General features: G+C 28.1%; 15 protein-coding genes and 4 pseudogenes. 9 read left to right on the top strand and 10 right to left on the bottom strand.

The annotated features are described in order from the left end of the window. Both BUB48_RS16520 and BUB48_RS16515 read left to right on the top strand, forming a co-directional pair. Positions 1-148 (top strand): integrase core domain-containing protein (locus BUB48_RS16520; RefSeq protein ID WP_139250026.1); only part of this gene is annotated, 148 nt, incomplete at its 5' end. A 207-nt stretch (positions 149-355) separates the two neighbouring features. Continuing rightward, positions 356-823 (top strand): annotated as a pseudogene (locus tag BUB48_RS16515) (transposase); the annotation flags it as partial. Positions 824-1,063: 240 nt separating this feature from the next. Here BUB48_RS16515 and BUB48_RS16510 read toward each other — a convergent pair. The 3 genes and pseudogenes from BUB48_RS16510 to BUB48_RS16495 all read right to left on the bottom strand — a co-directional run bounded on the left by BUB48_RS16510 (position 1,064) and on the right by BUB48_RS16495 (position 3,807). Next, on the bottom strand, positions 1,064-2,155 hold the full coding sequence (locus BUB48_RS16510; protein ID WP_073027853.1) for a hypothetical protein: 1,092 nt from the start codon (positions 2,153-2,155) through the stop codon (positions 1,064-1,066). Positions 2,156-2,258: 103 nt separating this feature from the next. Continuing rightward, a pseudogene (locus BUB48_RS17650) lies at positions 2,259-3,098 on the bottom strand (IS982 family transposase); the annotation flags it as partial. A 238-nt stretch (positions 3,099-3,336) separates the two neighbouring features. After that, positions 3,337-3,807: a helix-turn-helix domain-containing protein gene (locus tag BUB48_RS16495; RefSeq protein WP_175548455.1), complete on the bottom strand. Its 471-nt coding sequence runs from the start codon at positions 3,805-3,807 to the stop codon at positions 3,337-3,339. A 213-nt stretch (positions 3,808-4,020) separates the two neighbouring features. Here BUB48_RS16495 and BUB48_RS17865 point away from each other — a divergent pair. Further along, positions 4,021-4,249 (top strand): annotated as a pseudogene (locus BUB48_RS17865) (IS701 family transposase); the annotation flags it as partial. Between the two features lie 79 nt (positions 4,250-4,328). Here BUB48_RS17865 and BUB48_RS16490 read toward each other — a convergent pair. From BUB48_RS16490 to BUB48_RS16465, 6 genes are all read right to left on the bottom strand, one after another. Further along, positions 4,329-6,128: an ABC transporter ATP-binding protein gene (locus BUB48_RS16490; protein WP_073027850.1), complete on the bottom strand. Its 1,800-nt coding sequence runs from the start codon at positions 6,126-6,128 to the stop codon at positions 4,329-4,331. After that, positions 6,125-7,789 (bottom strand): ATP-binding cassette domain-containing protein, encoded by a 1,665-nt coding sequence (locus tag BUB48_RS16485; protein ID WP_175548454.1) that lies wholly within the window; start codon positions 7,787-7,789, stop codon positions 6,125-6,127. Before BUB48_RS16485 ends, BUB48_RS16490 begins: the two co-directional genes overlap by 4 nt. A 127-nt stretch (positions 7,790-7,916) precedes the next feature. Then, positions 7,917-8,174: an acyl carrier protein gene (locus BUB48_RS16480; protein ID WP_073027845.1), complete on the bottom strand. Its 258-nt coding sequence runs from the start codon at positions 8,172-8,174 to the stop codon at positions 7,917-7,919. Between the two features lie 40 nt (positions 8,175-8,214). Next, a complete protein-coding gene (locus BUB48_RS16475; RefSeq protein WP_175548453.1) occupies positions 8,215-9,444 on the bottom strand; it encodes a radical SAM protein in 1,230 nt (409 codons plus the stop codon). A 175-nt stretch (positions 9,445-9,619) separates the two neighbouring features. Beyond that, positions 9,620-11,020, bottom strand: a complete 1,401-nt coding sequence (locus tag BUB48_RS16470; RefSeq protein WP_073027839.1) for a serine hydrolase domain-containing protein — start codon at positions 11,018-11,020, stop codon at positions 9,620-9,622. Positions 11,021-11,039: 19 nt separating this feature from the next. Then, positions 11,040-12,881 carry a DUF1611 domain-containing protein gene (locus BUB48_RS16465; protein ID WP_073027836.1) on the bottom strand — a complete coding sequence of 614 codons (1,842 nt, stop codon included), beginning with the start codon at positions 12,879-12,881 and terminating at the stop codon, positions 11,040-11,042. A gap of 1,627 nt (positions 12,882-14,508) precedes the next feature. Between BUB48_RS16465 and BUB48_RS16460 the strand changes: the two genes are divergently transcribed. From BUB48_RS16460 to BUB48_RS19250, 6 genes are all read left to right on the top strand, one after another. Beyond that, positions 14,509-15,711, top strand: coding sequence for an IS701 family transposase (locus tag BUB48_RS16460; RefSeq protein ID WP_073027833.1), 1,203 nt, complete (start codon positions 14,509-14,511; stop codon positions 15,709-15,711). A 1,137-nt stretch (positions 15,712-16,848) separates the two neighbouring features. Further along, positions 16,849-16,980 (top strand): hypothetical protein, encoded by a 132-nt coding sequence (locus tag BUB48_RS18895; protein WP_278308972.1) that lies wholly within the window; start codon positions 16,849-16,851, stop codon positions 16,978-16,980. Positions 16,981-17,028: 48 nt separating this feature from the next. After that, positions 17,029-17,289, top strand: a complete 261-nt coding sequence (locus tag BUB48_RS17645; RefSeq protein WP_139250024.1) for a transposase family protein — start codon at positions 17,029-17,031, stop codon at positions 17,287-17,289. Further along, on the top strand, positions 17,282-17,479 hold the full coding sequence (locus tag BUB48_RS19300) for a transposase (protein ID WP_139250027.1): 198 nt from the start codon (positions 17,282-17,284) through the stop codon (positions 17,477-17,479). The genes BUB48_RS17645 and BUB48_RS19300 overlap by 8 nt, the downstream gene beginning before the upstream one ends. 44 nt (positions 17,480-17,523) lie before the next feature. After that, positions 17,524-18,255: a hypothetical protein gene (locus tag BUB48_RS18700; protein WP_073027828.1), complete on the top strand. Its 732-nt coding sequence runs from the start codon at positions 17,524-17,526 to the stop codon at positions 18,253-18,255. A 207-nt stretch (positions 18,256-18,462) separates the two neighbouring features. Further along, positions 18,463-18,627 carry a transposase gene (locus BUB48_RS19250; RefSeq protein ID WP_139250023.1) on the top strand — a complete coding sequence of 55 codons (165 nt, stop codon included), beginning with the start codon at positions 18,463-18,465 and terminating at the stop codon, positions 18,625-18,627. 15 nt (positions 18,628-18,642) lie between these two features. Here BUB48_RS19250 and BUB48_RS16425 read toward each other — a convergent pair. After that, positions 18,643-18,790, bottom strand: a pseudogene (locus tag BUB48_RS16425) (transposase); the annotation flags it as partial.

Genomic DNA, 18,790 nt, shown 5'->3' with positions numbered 1-18,790 from the left:
AGATTGCGAAACAGGACAACAGCTTAGGCAGATTACAAGAGAATATGTGGAGTATTATAACAACCTGAGACCACACCAGTCTTTGGATTATAGAACTCCAGCAGAATATTACTTTGGGGAATATAAGCAACTTCAGGAAGTCATATAAAATCTGGGGCTCTGCCCCAGACCCCGTCCTCGCTGGAAGGCAAAAAGATATAAAATCATTGGATGTCAAGGGTCAAGATGAACTCGCTTACGTTCGCCCTTTGCATTCTCTATCAAAATGCATATATGTTAAAATTTACTAATTATGAGAGAGGAGGATCTAACTTAAAAGAATGAAAAAACTATCTTGACAATGGGGAGCATTATAAAGTATCAGCGTTGTACTGTACATTTTTACCGAAATATATTCTCTGTTACACCAAAATCGAAAATAAAGCTTGTTTCTAAAATGCTCAAAGCAATTCATGCCAGTGAGAATAAATCAGCAGCTAGGGAGAAAGCCAGACAGGTTGCAGCTGAATTGAGAAATATGAAACTCAAAGAAGCTGCTCAAAAACTTGAAGATGACATAGAAGAAACTATCACCTATATGGCCTTTCCTTATGAACATTGGAACCGAATCAGAACCAACTATACAATCGAGCGTCTCAATCGTGAGATCCGTAGGCGAACCAAAGTCGTCGGCACATTTCCCGATGGTAAATCTGCATTGATGCTTGTCTGTGCAAGACTTCGTTATGTAGCAAGCTCCCAATGGGGAGTAAAGAGTTATCTTAATATGAAGCATCTCGAAAATATGAATGCTATTGAGAATGAAGATATAATTGTCGGATAGCCGACATCTTCCAAATGGCTAAAATTGAATTTGCGAAAAACTCTTGACAATATCACCATAAATGCTGCGATAATATTTTCACCTTCGCTCATTGGTTCTCTTTTTCTTCTTGCCATAAAAAACAACCTCCTATGATTTTTATTCTATCATAGAAAGCTGTCTAATTATTTTTTACAGACTTTTCTTCACAGGCTTGCATAGGTTCTTTCAAAAATACTAAATTTTTGTTCTAAGTATTAACTAAGGCATATACAATAACTTTATTTCTTTATTAATTAATATTTCATTATCTAATATGTCATTCAAGCATTGCCTTATTCTATGTTTCTCCTTTATTATATTCTGATTTCTCAAAAATATTAAATCCAATATATAATCCAATCTATTCCAAAGTTTTGAATTTGTTACCAATAGATTTATTAAGTCATCAGAAATCATAATAAAATTGTATTTTTTTAATTCTAAAATTATTTCACAAATTGAATCTTTTTGACGTCTAATAGGTATTAATTGAAAAGACATAAATTGTGATGTGTATTCTTTAAATAAAGAATTAAACAACTCTAATATATCATAAATATCATAGTATAAACTTTCTGTAGCTTCTAAAGAACTTTCAAATATTATGCCATCAATAATAATCTCTTCTCTTTTATATAAATCTAGGCTATAATTTATTGCTCGTGTAATGTCATTATCTAACTCATTATCTAATTCTATATAATAAATTTTGCTATTTTTGAATCCATTAATTGAATCTTTTACAGAATTTATTAACAAATCTTTTGGTATATTACCTTTAAATTGAAAATATGCATCTATTATAAAAGCATCACTATTTTTTATATCAATATCAAACAAATTAACAAAATGATATGTCATATCCCCTTGTGGGAATCTAGAAGCTGATTTCTGATATTCAGATTTTAACATAGAAACATTAACAGGTAATATCAAACTTATATTATTATTTAAAAACTTATCTTTTATATACTTCAAATCTTCTATTTGATTTAACTCAATAGATTTTAAGTACTTATTTAGAAATGTATTGCTTATATTATTTTCAATAAATTTATCATAATATTGTCTGTATAATGACAAAGGTTTTGTTCTAAAATATAACATATTTTCTGGTACCAAATAATCTTTAGGTTGTTTATTCATTATAAACTTGGTAAACAAACCTTTATTATATATAAAAATTCCATATGTATAATATAAGCTTAACCATAATTTATTTGAATATTCCAAATTGCAAGAAACAGCATTAAAGAAGCAATCTGGTCCAATTTTTCTTATTTTCATGTTATTTAATCTATCCCTATTCATAATAAATAATTTATGCCTCCTTCTTTAATTTAACCTCTTGTGCTAGATGATTAGATTTCATTATCAGGAATATTATGCCAACCAATAAGAATATAAAATTCCTAAATATGATATCATAGATTCTTGAATGTAACTCTCGGCCTATAAGTTTGTTGATGTAATAACACAAGTTATAAGCCAATAGCTTGGTTTTAATCCTTGTTTGTGACTTCCAAAAAGACTTCACAAATACTCTCTCAATATTGAGTTGGCAAGTAAGCTGGGACGCTGTTGTTTCAATCCTTCGCCTTAATCTAAAGATAGCTTGTCGCAGTTCTTTTGGAAGTTGAATTTTGCAGTTACTTTTCTTAACTGGTTAGATCCCAAGCAGCTGCTCTGTCATCAATATTAGCAGAGGTGATTGCAGCATCAGTTATGAAACCATCTATAGTTACAAGCATGTGTAGTTTATATCCCAGATATGTTTCCTTTTTGTATGCGCATTTACCATAAGTAGCACCAAATCCTTTAAACGTCTTATGAAAATGTGCTCTTCCAAATTTGCATACTGGAATAGGAATGCTGTCAATAATTCTGTATGGCTTGTTTACATGTTCTGTAAGAACAGAAATCTTCTTTCTGATTTCTTCTATTACTCAGTGAAGATTTCTTCTGGTTCTATTAAACCTAGACCTACTACAAAGTCTTGGAAACAATTCTCTCATATTCTTCTTACAGAAAGCAAACCAAGCATTTTCTGAATCAATGGTTCGTAATTCAGCAACAATGCTTAGGTAATTATTTCACCATCACTCATCTTAGAAGTATTGATATTACAACGATTTTTAATATGTGTTGGAGTAACTTTCTGGTAAATATCCTCAATTATGACATATGCGACAGTAATAAAGTCTTTTAAATTTCCAATTTCTTTGATAGAATAGTTTCTATCAGACTCCAGCATATATGTGACCCCCTATCATTTTTGTTGTGATTTATGATAGGTTACATAATATGTTGGAGTTTTTCATTCGTAGATTTTTGGTAATTCAAAGCTAGCACAAGGAGTTAACTTAACACCTTTATATTTCCCGTATGTAGGAATGAGGAGTTGTTTACCCTTTTCAAACCAAGTTTTTGTGATAGTTTGATAGTCGCGTATCATCGACTCATCCTCAAACAGGAGATGGTCAATTTTTCCGTTAAGAAGGTTTTTTTAAAAGCTCAAAATCCTGTTTGAACTTTCCTTGTTTCTTAGAATCTGCTTTTTCTAGGGTGTACGTTGGCCTTGTATAACTTAAGTTTAGGCGGTGAAGCACATCAAGCATGCCACGAGCTGTATATTGTATGCCAAAGTTCATTTTTACCCACTCACAGGCGATATGGGAATCCCAGTTCTTCCTGTTAGGAATTCCGACCTGGTCAGGTGTTTTGGTAGTAATGACTTCATATAACTGCTGCTCTTGCTCAGGTGTTAAATACTTTGGTGCACCTGTGCTTTTGCCCATTACCAGTTCATCAAGGCCATTAGCTATGTATGCTTTGATATACTTGCCAACGGTATGTCCACAAAGATCTACCATACCTGCAATGTCCTTATTCGTATGACCTTTTAGGTGCAAATAAACCACATAGTACCGTTGGTACATACGTTTGCTTTTGGTTTTCTTCATTGCCTCTTTGACCCCTTGGATATTGGTGCAATTATTATAATCAAAGTTTTTTTCATATTTATTTATTAGGCATATCCCCATTCTATGAGTGTTTATGATTAACATAATAACACTGAACATAGAGAAAGGGCACTGGTAATGTTTGTTATTGTAACTATATTAGCACGTTATATGTAGCCATTCTTTGTGTCTATTTTTTCAAGGTAAAGTCAGCATAAGAACTCGCTTGGGTTTAACCAATATAAGTTGAATCCTTAACGTCTATTAAAAAGTATTGGAGCATAGTGTTTATGACTTACACTTTCTTAGAGCTTTTTATAACATCTAAAGACAAAGCATTAGATTTAAAGTTCATAGTGATACAATAGGGTATTTCTGTCAACAATACATGGTTGAAATTGTTAAAATTACATATTATTATGCAGTTAAAAGGTTAAATATAAGGCTCAATAATTATCAAGTTAGTGCTTCTTGCTTAAAATTTCATTTTTGCTACACAGGTCTAATGTTGTCAAATGAATCTAACCTACTTTTTTCTCAAAAATATATCTTTTGGCTTGTGCATTATACATATGTGCATACAAACCATTTTTAGAGATTAACTCTTCATGCTTCCCATATTCCTTTATACTTCCATTATCTAACACATATATACAGTCAGATTCTTGTATATTACCTAGTCTATGTGATATAGTAATAGTTATCTTATGATCAAATATTTTATTTATGGTTCTGGTAATCTCATATTCTGAAATAGCGTCTAAATAACTATTTGGTTCATCAAATATAAATATTTCTGAATTATCTTTTCGAGCAATTGCCCTTGATATAGCTATTTTCTGTTTTTCTCCTCCTGATAAATCAACACTTTCATCATATATTTCTTTATTTAAATAAGATTTCAAACTTAGCTTAGAATTATTAAATTTATTATCCAGTCCCACGCTGGTTATAGCTAAATTAACATTAGCTGTATATTCATTGCATATATCCATTGAAATATTTTCTTCTATAGTAGCTGCATACATATTATAATTTTGAAATACCGGTGAAAAGATCTTTCTATACTCATCTAATTTAAATTCTTTTATATTTACTCCATTAAACAAGATTTCACCCTTGCTAACATCATAGAATCTTAATAGTAACTTGATTAGTGTAGATTTACCTGCACCATTTCTTCCAACTAAAGCTATCTTTTCATTGGAACTGATTTTCAAATTAATATCCTTGAGTACATATTCATCCTGAGAATTATATTTAAACCATACATTTTTAAATTCTATAATGTTTTCATCAGCTAATATTAATTCTTTATCTCCATCACTAACAACATTCTCTTTATTAATAAATTCATTATATTTATCTATATATCTTGTGTTTATATGGATATCGCCTAATACTTCTATTAAATCTTGTAATATCCATTGTAGATTGGACACCCCTTTTATGATGCTAATAACACTTCCCACTGATAAAGTTTTTTTGACGAGAACATCAAAAGATAATTTTATAATTAATAAACCATCTATAATCAATGAATCGGCAACAAAGTTAACTAATATCCCTATTATAATAAATTTTTTCTGATATTTTGTTATGGTTTTCCTCATGGTATCTACATTTGCTCTAAATTTTTTAAGAATTGAATCCTTCAAGTTAAAAATTTTTATTTCTTTTATATAATCAGATAAATAAAACAATCTATTTATATATTCGCTTTGCCGTTTTAAGTTGTTCATTTCTACATCATATGTAAATAGGTATTTATTTTTAATTGATATAGATAGCCAGTTGATTAAAATGGAAATCATACAAATAAGTAGATATATAGGCGATAACGTAAAAATTACTGCAATAGTTCCTGACAATGTAAGCACTAAAAATAACAACCTTATAATGTATTCAAATAACTCCATAATTTTAGTATCAATGTTTTTTATAGATAAGAAAAACTCATTATAAAATTGAACATTGTCAAAACACGCTAAATCTATACTAACAGCTTTATCAAAGATTTTAGCATGTAGTTCATTATACAATTTATTTACTGCCAATGGCTTTAAACATTTGCTTTTAGTAAACTTTACAATACTTGCTATGATTATTAATAAATATACATAGTAAACATATGGAATTATATCATAAAATCCATATCCTTCTATAACTTTATCTGCTACTATCCTTATGAGAATTAAATTGAAGCATATATTTACTAAAGTTGATAATATTGAATCAATTATTGATAATATTCCATAGTATGGTACATATTTAAATATAATATTAAGGATATTTAAAATATTTATAATACATTTTTTCATACACATTCCTCTAGCCTCATATTTAAATATTTTTCTGATTGCATATTGAACATCTGTGCATACATTCTATTTAGGTTAATTAATTCTTCATGGGTTCCTCTTTCAATAATTTTACCGTTATCAATTACATATATATAATCTGCTAATTTAACAGTAGATAGCCTATGAGTAATAAATATGACTATTTTATTGTTTATATTGTTTAATATATTTTGATATAGTTCTTCCTCAGCTATTGGATCCAATGCACTTGACGGTTCATCAAATATTACTATTTGTGAGTTCTTAACAAGAACTCTTGCCAATGCTAGTTTTTGCAATTGTCCACCAGATAGTATTGCACCTGAGTCATCAAACTCTTTAAACAATGTTGTAGATAATCCATCTTTAAACGAAGATATTTTCTCCCAAAGCCCTACATTTTTTAAAGCCATTTCTGCTAATATATAATCTTCTTGATTACGTGGTTCTCTCATTAATACATTCTCAATTATTGAACTTGAAACTAATTTGAAATCTTGATATACAACTCCAACATTTTCTCTATAGGAATCTATAGAATAATCTTTTAAATTTTTATCGTTAATAAAAATTTCTCCCTCATAATTCTGATACAATCCTGAAACTAATTTTATTAATGTTGATTTTCCTGCTCCATTCAATCCTACCAATGCTACCTTTTTATTTTTATAAAGCTCAACATTTATATCTTTTAAAGCGTATTTTTGTGAATTAGGATATTTAAAGCTTATATTTCTTAATTCAATTTTTTTAATGGAATCCAATAAGATATGTCCTTCATGTTTATCAACAATTTCATATTTTAAGAAATCTCCTAAATCTTTAATCAACAACTTATTCTGATTTAATTCCTGCAAGTTGTTAGCAATCTGGGATAATTTTGATGCCAGCATACTGATAGATACAACTGATGCTGAAAAATCTCCTATGGTCATTCTTTGATTTTGTGTTATATTAAATAAAATATAGGCAATAGGTAAAATAAATCCAAATGTATAAATTGAAGTCTCGCTCAAAATATTTAAAGTCGTTATTTTAATACCATATTTTTTATTTATACTATTAGATTTTATCAAGCTTTCTTTATACATTTTTCTAAATATATTAAACACATTGGAAGTACGAATTTCCTGAGCAAACTCAGGATAATATGCAATCCTTTTCACATACTCTTTTCTTTTCTCTTCGGGGCTAATTTCATATTTCAACTTATACCCATACTTACTGATTAGATTATTTAGCAACACATTAATTAACATTCCAGCTACTGAAAACATCATAATTATTGGATCAATTATTATAATATAAATTAGAATAAATGCAGCTACTATCAGATTTCCTATTATACCAGCAGTATTTTTTATTATATTTATAACAGTTTCACTTGAATCTTTTATTCTTGTGTATAGGTCATAAAACTGTGAATTTTCAAATTCATCAAATTTTATCATTGCTGCTTTTTTGAAAATTAAAGTATTAATATAATCATAAATAGCAATATTATCTTTAGGTTCATAAATATTTTGAAAGTAATTTTTATATGAGAAATAAACGAAAGATATGGAAATCATAATAAAAATAAAACTTGAAACTTTATTAAAGGATAAGCCCCTTTCAAATGAATTAAGCAAATATCTCAAAAATATAACATTCCAAAGTAAATAATATAGACCTATAAAGCTCGAATATATACTTTGGAAAATTAGCCTTTTTTTATTATCACGAAAAATTGCTTTTAGATTCATATATTTTCCTTTCTAAGTTTTATTATAGACTTACTTTTACTACATCATTATCGATTATTAAATCTTCTACTAACTGAGTTAATTTTGATACTGTATTCATCTTTTCATAATCTAATAACTCGTCATTTATTTCAATATTAAACTCTTCTTCTATCGATAATAATAAAGATACAAACTGTAATGAATCGAATTCTATTATTTCATCTAAGTTTTTATAATCGAAGTATATTCCATTTTCCTCTATTATTTTATATAGTTTCACCTTGATTTCATTGTTCATTTTATCCCTTCCTTATACTAATAACCTTTTAAATGAAAACTTACTGTTTGCATTTTTCTAAAATATGAGATAATGTATCCATTTTATTTTCTTTAAATATAGATTTAACCATAGAATTAGCAACATTAGGATTATATTTACATTCTTTTGTCTTTTTTAATTTTAATTTATTAGGACAAATTGCATGACAACAAACTGGTAGCATTAAGCAATCCCCACATTCACTTTCTATATTTTCTTGCAGAATCCACATCATTTCTTTTTTTTCATTTATATACATCTCCCCATCTTTCAATATGCCTATAGAACTATCTGCTAATTTTTCTCGTTTATTGATTGCATTAGTACATTTGTAAATAATGCCATCATAATTTATTATATAAGAATTTTTTTTACATGCTTCACACATAAATGTTTTTGGTTGAGTAACTTCAGAATATGTTTTAATACCATTTTCTAATCCTTTATCAAACACTATTTTATCAATATTAACATCTTCAACAATCATATTATGATTTAACTTAATCTCATTCCCACCATAATCTTGTATTCTGTGCCATAAAATTGAAAATCTTTTATCATCAGAAATAATTTTAGAAATAAAATTAATATATTCATCTATATTATTTAATATCTCATTAGAAATATTAATTCTTATAACAAAATTAAATTTACGATTTATCGATTGCTTAATTTTTAATATATTATTTATTATTTTATCAAAAGTTTCTGATCCATCTTTTAATGGTCTTTGAAAGTTATGTGTTTCTTTAAGCCCATCTATTGTAACTTGATAATCATATATATTATGTTTAAGCAACTCTGCAAATACAAATTCATCTAATAAATATCCATTTGTTGTTATTCCTCCAACAATAGGAACATTATTTTCTTTGCATATATTCTTAGCCTCTTTCATGATTAACTTAATCTTATTGAACTGTAATAAAGGCTCACCTCCAAACCAACTTATGTAAAGAGATCTATATTTTTTGATATTTTTCCTTATGAAGGAAACAATGTCTTGTAATACTATATCTGATATTTCTGAAACATCGTGTTCCTGATAACAATATCTACATCTGAAATTGCAAGACTGAGTGGGAACAATAGTCAATTCTAACCTATCAGTAGAATATATTTCTTTTAAAAGTTTATAAGTATAAAACTTATACTCATCTATATCCTTATCTATAATAAAATTATATTCATATAAAGTTTTAAATATTAAACTATCTGTAAACTTACAGCAATTATTAATTATTTTCAAAAACTCATCTTGTAATTCCGATTCTATAACTAGAAATTTATTATATAAAAAATTGCTTATAATTAAATCACCATTATTTAATTCTGTAATAATATTGTATTTTGATAATTTAAACTTACTCATATTCTAATAAATAAGGGTAAATTAATAACCCATGTACCTCCTTTCAATCCGTTTATTCTTTAATAAATAAAAGTTCTCTCTCTTCATTATGAATTTTAATTCTTAAAATAACCTTATCTAGTTCGTTACTTTCCATAAAGGTTAACAATAAAAATGTATTTAAGTACTTAAAATTGGTATAAAATTCATTTCCTTTGATATGTGTTAACATAAATTTTTTATCATCTATGTTAACATACAAAGTAAAGTTTTTATTTGTTATTTCAATATATCCGCACGCATCATTATAGTATCTACCTACAAATCTTAATATGTTCAGATTATTATTTTTATTTTCATTTACATTAATATCCATTAGATTATTTTTATTTATTATATTATCTACTAATTCTAATCTATGTTTCCATTTTGTTTCGCTTAAATTACATAATATGTCAAAAATGTAAAAGGTTAAAATCTTTGGGAACAAAGAATTACTAATATTTGTTAAAACTGCTATACTTATTTTATTTTTAGGAAAGTATGTTATTTGACTACTATATCCTGGATAATTACCATCGTGATATATAAATTGATTATTTTTGTAACAAGATATATTGAATCCTAAACCATAAAAATCATAAACTATTTCTGGATAAATTAATTTACTATCAGTAATACCTAAAGGTTTTATTATTTCACTTAAGTATTTAGTCTTGCTGTATCTCATTATTAACTCTTTAAATAATCTTGATAGATCATCAATTGTTGTTATTATCCCCATTGAAGAATTATAGTTTTTTGTATCAATTATTTCACCTTCTTCTAATTCATGTTTATTTTTCACATAAGGAGTTGCAAAATTATCATAAGTTAGTTCTAAAAATTTGTCATAATCAAAAAAGGATGTCTTAATCATATTCATTGGTTTAAATATTGTATTTGTCACATATTCCTCATAAGATCTATTAGTAATTAATTTTACCAATTCTCCCAATATAACATACGTAGTAGAGCAATATGAATATTTATTCCTAAAACTTTCTATTGTGAATTCATTACATATTCTGCTTATAATGTCATTTTTAGTTTCATTTTTATTAATGTAAAGCAATAAATTATTATCAACTATACCTGTTCTATGAGCAATAATATCTTTTATAGTAACATAACTAAACATATCTGCTTCAAACATTGGATTATTAGGAAATAGATTTCTTAAAGGCTTGTCGATATTAATTCTATTTTTTTTACACAATGCAAGTATTAGCATTGAGGTTACTATCTTAGTGATACATCCAATTGGAAATATTGTATTAATATTAACTTCTAAATTGTCCTTAATATTTCTTCGGCCAAATGAATTAATATAAACTAATTCATTACTTTGATTTATCATTATTGAGCACCCTGGCAAATAATCTTTACTAATAAATTCTTCTACAAAATCTTTAATTCGGGCACTTAATAGCATTTTCCCCCCTCCAATGAAATTATTTATAAGTACTAGTTTGAAAATAATCTACACATTTTCTGTATAATTGATCTATCTCTTTAATATTATTAAGTAAATACACATTCATATTTAATTTCTTCTCTATTTCTTTCTTCTTTTCTGTCATTTCTGCATCAGTTAAAATATTTATCCTATAGTCTAGTATCGAAAATTGAATATTCCGACTTAATGGAGACAAAACTAACCCTATAACTTTTGAATCACTTATTATTTCTAAGTATTTTATTGTTTTCTTTATATATTCTAAAACATCATATTCATTAATACATAGAATAATTATATCTGGCAGTGTACCCAAAATAAATTCATGCTGTGCAAGCGGGTACATATCAATATTTCCGTAATCTGAAGGTATTGTTTGGGATTGTGATCCTACTATTATTATATCTGGATCAGTATCCTCAATTCTACCTATTAAGGTATTAATAAGTTTTACTGCCTTTTCACCAGAAACATTCACATTTCCTTCGTATCCCATCGGATATACTTCATTAGCTCCAAATATAAGTGAACTGGGTTCAGTTCCTAAAAATCCTACTTTATATCCATCATTTTCAAATAATTGTTTAAGCAATATTTGTAATGTAAACTTACCTTGTCTACTGCTTGTCCCAAACACACCTATTACAGGTTTACCTATTAATCTGAGTTTAGTAAGATCATTATTTAAATCTTCTTTAAAAATAGTAGGATAGTAAATCTTTAACTTCTTGCTTTTAAAACAATCAATTAAATCCATATATTCTGATATATCATCAAATGCAACTATATTTTTATTATTTTTATAACATTTTTCTAGTATATCTCTTATATAGTCTTTTTTTGTTAAAATAGATAAATGTTTAACATGACCTAATATAAAAGTATCAAAATCACTTTCCCAATCTAAAGATTCAATATTTTTGATTTGCTTATTTAAATCAACATTAAGTAAACTTGAAACATTTTTTCCAACATTCCCAAGATATTTATTATCAAAAATATCTTGAATTTCAAAATTTAAATAAGAATTAAATCTAATTATACTATGAATTTCTTTATTTACTGGAAACAAAACAGCTTTATTAATCTTAAATAACTTAAACTCTTCACGTTCACAACTATCTTTTTTAATAACCTCGGCAGCTTCATTTCGAAGATTCTCCAGAATATCGTCAAAATTTTTTACATTATTACATTTCAATCTATAAACTTTTGCTGTAAAATATGGAGCAACAAAACTCGCACCTGCAACTTTTATATATGTATTATTAATCCAAGGTAGCCTCTGTTGCAATCCCATTCCAATTATATTTAACTTGTCGTTTGTTACAAACTTATAATCTTCTATTTTCTTGCACAATATGCTTGTATCTACACCGATAACATTTTTAAATGCTGCAGGATAAGAAATTATACCTTTATTATCAAATGCTGAGACTATAGTTACACCATTACATGTCAATTTTTCACAAATATTCTTTAAACCCGGAATATCATCACAACATGTTATACCAAAACTTATATTAATAACCTTGCAATTTATATTGTTATACACATATTCTAATGTTTTTATTAACTTGTATGTTTCATCAATATATTCTTGTTCAAATAACTTGATAACAAACACATTAGCTTCTGGAACAGTATTTTTTATAATAAAAAATACCGCAGTTCCATGACCAATTAAATCATTTTTATAATCTTCATCAACTAAATATAAGTTTCCTTTCTCATCAAACTTAATTGAAATTCCAGCACAATTATATTTTCGTAAGCTGTCGTGATTTAAATCAACACCACTATCAATTATAACTATATCTGTATTTATTTTATTCAAATAATCATCTCCAAATATAATATTGAAATTACCCTAGGTTGATTGACACATAGAATGACTGGTATAATAAAGCCAAAATCTATTAATATGAAAATACCATACTAAAAAAGCCACGGCCATCTTCGCAAAACACCAAAAGTAGCCTATTTCTTTATTTATAAATACCGCTCCATACTCGAGACTTGGATACAAATCTCCTGCAGATTTTGAAAAGTCATTTTTGTGGTTGCTCAATTAAAATTGCTAGATGCAAAGAAAAACAAAGAAAACTAGCTATTCTTCATGTCTATTTTATAAGAGTAAGGTAATAATGTATATAATGCAATGGATTTATACTATGCTAAATTAATTTTTTAGTTTATTTCTATTCTAAACTATATTAAATTAACAACATACTACTCCTTTTTCTTTGTACAATGTAATCTTGGAACTCGATTTCTTAGGTTTTAACAATTTCTTTTTCATGCCCTTCACCTCATTAACATAGTCATTTTAAAGCTTTTTCCAAATATGACACTCATAATTTAGCAACAATGTACTCCTTTTTCTTTGTACAATGTAATCTTGGAACTCGATTTCTTAGGTTTTAACAATTTCTTTTTCATACCCTTCACCTCATTAACATAGCCATTTTAAAGCTTTTTCCAAATATGACGCTCATAATTTAGCAACACCATATTCCTTTTTCTTTGTACAATGTAATTTTGGAACTGGATTTCTTAGGTTTTAATAATTTCTTTTTCATATTCTTCACCTCCATATAACATATTTATGTAAAATAGTTATATAGCATAGTCATAAATCATTGCATTATATACTTAACGTAAAATATCAATGAAAATTAGGTTAGTATTCTAATTGTAGATAACTTTTTAAGTAAAAGGATGATTCTACAAAGAAGATTGAATGCCATGATTATCATTATTCTCATAGTATTGTTAAAAATATATGGTCACACTGTATCGTTATTTCTCATTACAAAATTTCTTATTTTTAGCTGCCATTTTATTTTAAGCTTTATCTCATGAAGAAGTTTTATGTCTTAAGCTAAAAGGCATTTTAAAAGCAAACGCGTGTTTGTCATACAATTAATTGATGACTCCAGCTACGAAACCAAGCTATTTACCTGTAGATGCTTGGTATACTTCAAGAAAGATGATGCTTCATGACTGAAAAGAGGTTATCCTACCATATAAAATAAATCCAATCATATGACTCTCATTTTGGCATAAAAAAGTATCAAGGAGTTCTCTGCTCATATACGTAAGAATGAAACCTGCCCAGTTGCAGTAGAGAAAACAAATAATATGTTTATAGATGTGAAAGTAAAATCATTAACGTTGAAAATACTTTTATTTTAATATTGTAGCAAAGCCTATCTATCTAATAGACCATCATCTAATCGTAAATACATATATAAGACTTGATATCCGAATTATCCTGAAATACTATAAAAACTGCTAGAAAATTACTTTTGATTCACAGGTTTAATTATTTAATTAGTGTTGTGCAGTAAAAAGTAAAAAATTGTATTGCCAATATGTTGGCAAAATAAAAGCATACGCCGACCAAATGTGGTAGTTTTGAATTGCGAAAACAAAATCAAATCCACAGGAGGTCAAAACTTATGCCTGAGATAATAATAAAGCAAAATCAGAATATCAGCAATTATATAAATATGTTACAATTGCCATACTCTTCTTCGATACAAAACCATATGCTTAATATGGTCTCAGGCATAATTATTGCCGAAGGTAATAAAAACGTTTCTACTATCTATAGAAAGCTAAATTGCAACCGTGATAGAAGTACTGGTTCCAGATTCTTAGGAGAATACAAATGGAATCATGAGTATGTGGATCATAAGAGAATTTCACATTCCTTACACACTGCAAAGAAGAATGTTAATCAAGATGATGTCGGCTTCTTAATTGTAGATGACTCTTTGAGTAAAAAGGACAAATCTACAAAAAAGATCGAAGGCCTTGACTACCATCATTCCCACAGCGACGGGAAAACTATGTGGTCCTATTGTATTGTAAGCTCTCACTACAAAGTATCTGAGTACTCTCTACCACTTAACTTTAAGCTTTACCTGAGAAAACAGTTCTTTGGCAAAAACAAAAGACATTTTAAAAACAAACATGAACTTGCGATGCAACTTGTTGACGAATTTACACCAGTTACCAATACTACGTACTTACTTGTAGATGCATGGTATACATCAGGAAAGCTAATGCTTCATGGTCTTAAAAGAGGATATCATACTATCGGAAGGATTAAGTCTAACCGTGTAATTTATCCTTTTGGCATTAAAACAAGTGTTAAGGATTTCTCCACCCATATACGTAAGAATGAAACCTGCCTAGATACAGTAGGGGACAATAAATATTACGTACACAGGTATGAAGGAAAAATCAATGACCTTGAGAATGCCGTTATACTAATATGTTGGAGTAAAGCAGACTTATCTGATAAACCAGCATTTGTAGTAAGTACTGATGTAAGTCTCGATAGTAGTAAAATTCTAGAGTATTACCAAAACCGTTGGGATATCGAAGTCAGCTATAGATATCATAATAATTCTCTTGGTTTCGATGAATACCAGGTAGAATCATTGACCTCGATAAAACGCTTTTGGAGCATGGTATTTATGACTTATACATTCCTAGAATTATTCAGGGTAGCAAATAAACTAAAGACAATTGGAGACACCATAGGGCATTTTCGTCAACAATATATGGTTGAAATTGCCAAGCTTGCATACTCCTGTGCAGCTGAAGGGCTAAGTCTGGACTCGATGATTTCCAAATTAGGGATTGCTGATTAATGTTTCCCTTTTCACTGCACAGGTCTAATTATTTAAGCAAAAATTGTAATCTCAATAATTATCTAACTTGAGAATCTATGCCTTTTCTGTAAATATATTTTATATTTTTATACTAGCATCAGATAATATTAAAATCAACATGTTTTTTCCAACATATTATTACATAGCACATCGAACAAACATGTTGATTTTGATAATTTTTAATCAGAGTGACATCCTAATGTTTTATAAAAACTTACAAATACTTCATTCTTATTAGTTTATTTATTCTTTTTTCACTTTTTATTATACATATATCTTTATCATCATTAAAATTAGAGTCAAAATTGGCAGTGTAAATTATTCTCAATCTTTAATAATCATATAAATCCTCAACATTTATTTGACTCATATAATATAGCCGTCATACCTTAAGTTCTAATTGCTCTAGACAATTGATTTACTTTACCATTATTTATTGTGATTTTATGTACCATTTCCTTAAAAGCTTTTCTATAGGCTTTTGATACTTTTTCTAATATTTTCTTTTGTATCTTATAATATACTTTAGCCTTTTTTATATGTTTTGCTCCTATATGTCTCCACTGCATCAATATGATCTAAATTCTACAATAGACTTAAGACTTTCTTGACCGGCTTGACCCCCTAATTATGGAGATTATGTAACAAATGCTTTAGCATTTATATTCTTACTCATAAATGCTTCATAATATTTATTTGGAGCCATATACTTTATGCTTCCATGCCTTCTACGATTATTATAATATTCATATATTCAGTTATTGCTTCGTATGCCTCCTTAAAACTGTTCTATTCATTGCGACTGTAACATTCATTCTCTAATATTGATTGGAATGATTCTACGTGTGCATTCATATTAGGAGTTTTTACTGGTATCCTTTGATGAATTAGATTATTGCTATTGCAGAATTCTTCAAATTCTTTAGATACAAATTGAGGGCCATTGTCTATCCTTATTTTTGGTGCCTTAAAACTACCATATATGTTGCGTGTTTAATGTAAAATAAGAATGGACAAAAGTGAAAAAAGAAATGGTTCTTTCCAGAGTTAGTTGAAATTAAGCCAAAAAAATGGATATAATAAACAAGACATTAAAAGAAGAAAAGAGGTCCTTTAATGGATGAGTTTATTAAACAATTAGATCATAATTTGGATTATATCTGTCATGAAATAATTGATGAGAAATGTTATATTACAGTGGCTTCCAATCGTAAAGAAGCAATATGTCCATTCTGTGGCTTTGTATAATCCAAAACACATTCCGTATATACTAAAACCTTTCAGGACCTCCCAATATTGGGTAATAAGATATTTATTATTCTGCATACCAGAAGGATGTTTTGTAATAATCCTGACTGTAGTCATACTACTTTTGCAGAAAGATTTGATTTCATAGCCGATAAAGCAAAGAAAACTAAGCGCCTTGAGGATGAAATTATACATCTGTCAATAAATTGCAGTTCTAATGTGGCATCTAAGATACTGAAGAAGAATGTTGAGGATGTTAGTAAAAGTACCATCTGCAATCTCTTAAAAAAAAGAAACACCTATTGTTGACAAGAAGACTGTAATAACTGTCTGCATTGATGATTTTGCCATTAAGAAACGAGAAAGCTACGGTACAACTATGGTGGATATCTCTAATCATAAAATAATTGATATGATTAACTCAAGAGATTATGAAAACGTTAGTAAGTGGCTTAAAACGTATCCTAATATTCAAATAATATCAAGAGATGGTCTGTAACCTATAATAGTGCAATTACAGATACACATCCAGAGGCTTTACAAATGAGTGACCGGTTTCATTTACTAAAGAATTTAACATCTCATGCGAAGGAATATCTTAAAAAGAAGCTAAAACCTCAAGTTTTAATACAAGCGACCATCGAGGAATATTCCGGTAAAGAAACGGTAACAATAAACCAAGCAGATAAAAACAGAAAACTTACACTAAAAGAAAAATATGAAAAGATAGAAAAACTTATACAAGAGGGAAAAAGTAAAACAACAATTTGCCTGGAACTAAACATGGATATACGAGCTTATGATAAACTGATGAAAATGACGCCTGAGGAAAGGGAAGCCTCTTTTCAAACAAAAAAGATGGCTGTTCATGATGAAAAAGTGAAACAAAAAATGGAACTTATAAATGAAGTACGTGAGTTAAAGAAAATAGGTTATAACAACCAAGAAATATCCAGACGTACTGAACTTGACAGAAAAACAGTTACAAGATATCTTGATGAAAACTTTAATCCAGTGCATGCTTCTTATGGCAAAAAGAAAAATGGGGTATTAACGCCATATATAAAAAAGATAGATGAATATCTTGAGAATGGAATTATGGGTTCCGAGATTGAGAAGAAGATACGTGAAATGGGATATAACGGTTCATCATCAACTATACGACACTACGTAACAGATTGGAAAAAGCAAGGCAAGTTATATTACAACAGGAATAGAGAAGATGGAAGAAAAACAGAAACAATAGAAAGGAAAAATATTTTTAAGCTATTATAGCATCCGATAGAAAAGTAAAATCAACCAGCCAAAAACAATTTGAAAATATATGTAAAGAATACTCATGCTTCGAAAAGATATATAACATAATATGGGAATTCAAGGAAGTGCTTACTGGTAAAGATGTAGAAACTCTTGATAAATGGCTAGAGAAAGCAAAGGAACTGGGGGGAAATAGACAGTTTTATAAATGGAGTTGAAAGGGATATGGAAGCCGTTAGAAATGCAATAAAATATGATTATAGCAATGTACTAGCAGAAGGATGTATAAATAAATTGAAGGTAATAAAACGAATTATGTATGGAAGATGTAGTTTTGATACATTAAAGGCTAAAATGCTTAGGCTTGAAAAAATGCTTAATTTCAACTAACTCTGGAAAGAAACCATTAGGAGCTGATACTGTTTCTTTCTTAGCTAAATGTTTAGGACTTTTTTCCCTTATCTTTCTTTGAGGCCTTAATATATCTAATTCTTTGCACAGCCTATATACTTTTTTATGATTGATAATTAGGCCATAATCTTCTCTAAGGCAT

The sequence above is a fragment of the Lutispora thermophila DSM 19022 genome (genome assembly GCF_900142105.1).
In the GTDB taxonomy this organism is placed as follows: Bacteria; Bacillota; Clostridia; order Lutisporales; family Lutisporaceae; genus Lutispora; species Lutispora thermophila.
The sequence above is the reverse complement of the archived record's forward strand: the minus strand, read 5'-3'. Positions and strand labels throughout refer to the sequence as shown.

What these genes read in the sequence shown, in the direction of transcription:
- BUB48_RS16510 (WP_073027853.1), bottom strand. Translation starts at nt 2,155, where the DNA reads ATGAATAGGGATAGATTAAATAACATGAAAATAAGAAAAATTGGACCA.
- BUB48_RS18895 (WP_278308972.1), top strand. Translation starts at nt 16,849, where the DNA reads ATGGATGAGTTTATTAAACAATTAGATCATAATTTGGATTATATCTGT.
- BUB48_RS16490 (WP_073027850.1), bottom strand. Translation starts at nt 6,128, where the DNA reads ATGAAAAAATGTATTATAAATATTTTAAATATCCTTAATATTATATTT.
- BUB48_RS16495 (WP_175548455.1), bottom strand. Translation starts at nt 3,807, where the DNA reads ATGAAGAAAACCAAAAGCAAACGTATGTACCAACGGTACTATGTGGTT.
- BUB48_RS16480 (WP_073027845.1), bottom strand. Translation starts at nt 8,174, where the DNA reads ATGAACAATGAAATCAAGGTGAAACTATATAAAATAATAGAGGAAAAT.
- BUB48_RS16460 (WP_073027833.1), top strand. Translation starts at nt 14,509, where the DNA reads ATGCCTGAGATAATAATAAAGCAAAATCAGAATATCAGCAATTATATA.
- BUB48_RS16470 (WP_073027839.1), bottom strand. Translation starts at nt 11,020, where the DNA reads ATGCTATTAAGTGCCCGAATTAAAGATTTTGTAGAAGAATTTATTAGT.
- BUB48_RS18700 (WP_073027828.1), top strand. Translation starts at nt 17,524, where the DNA reads ATGAGTGACCGGTTTCATTTACTAAAGAATTTAACATCTCATGCGAAG.
- BUB48_RS19250 (WP_139250023.1), top strand. Translation starts at nt 18,463, where the DNA reads ATGGAAGCCGTTAGAAATGCAATAAAATATGATTATAGCAATGTACTA.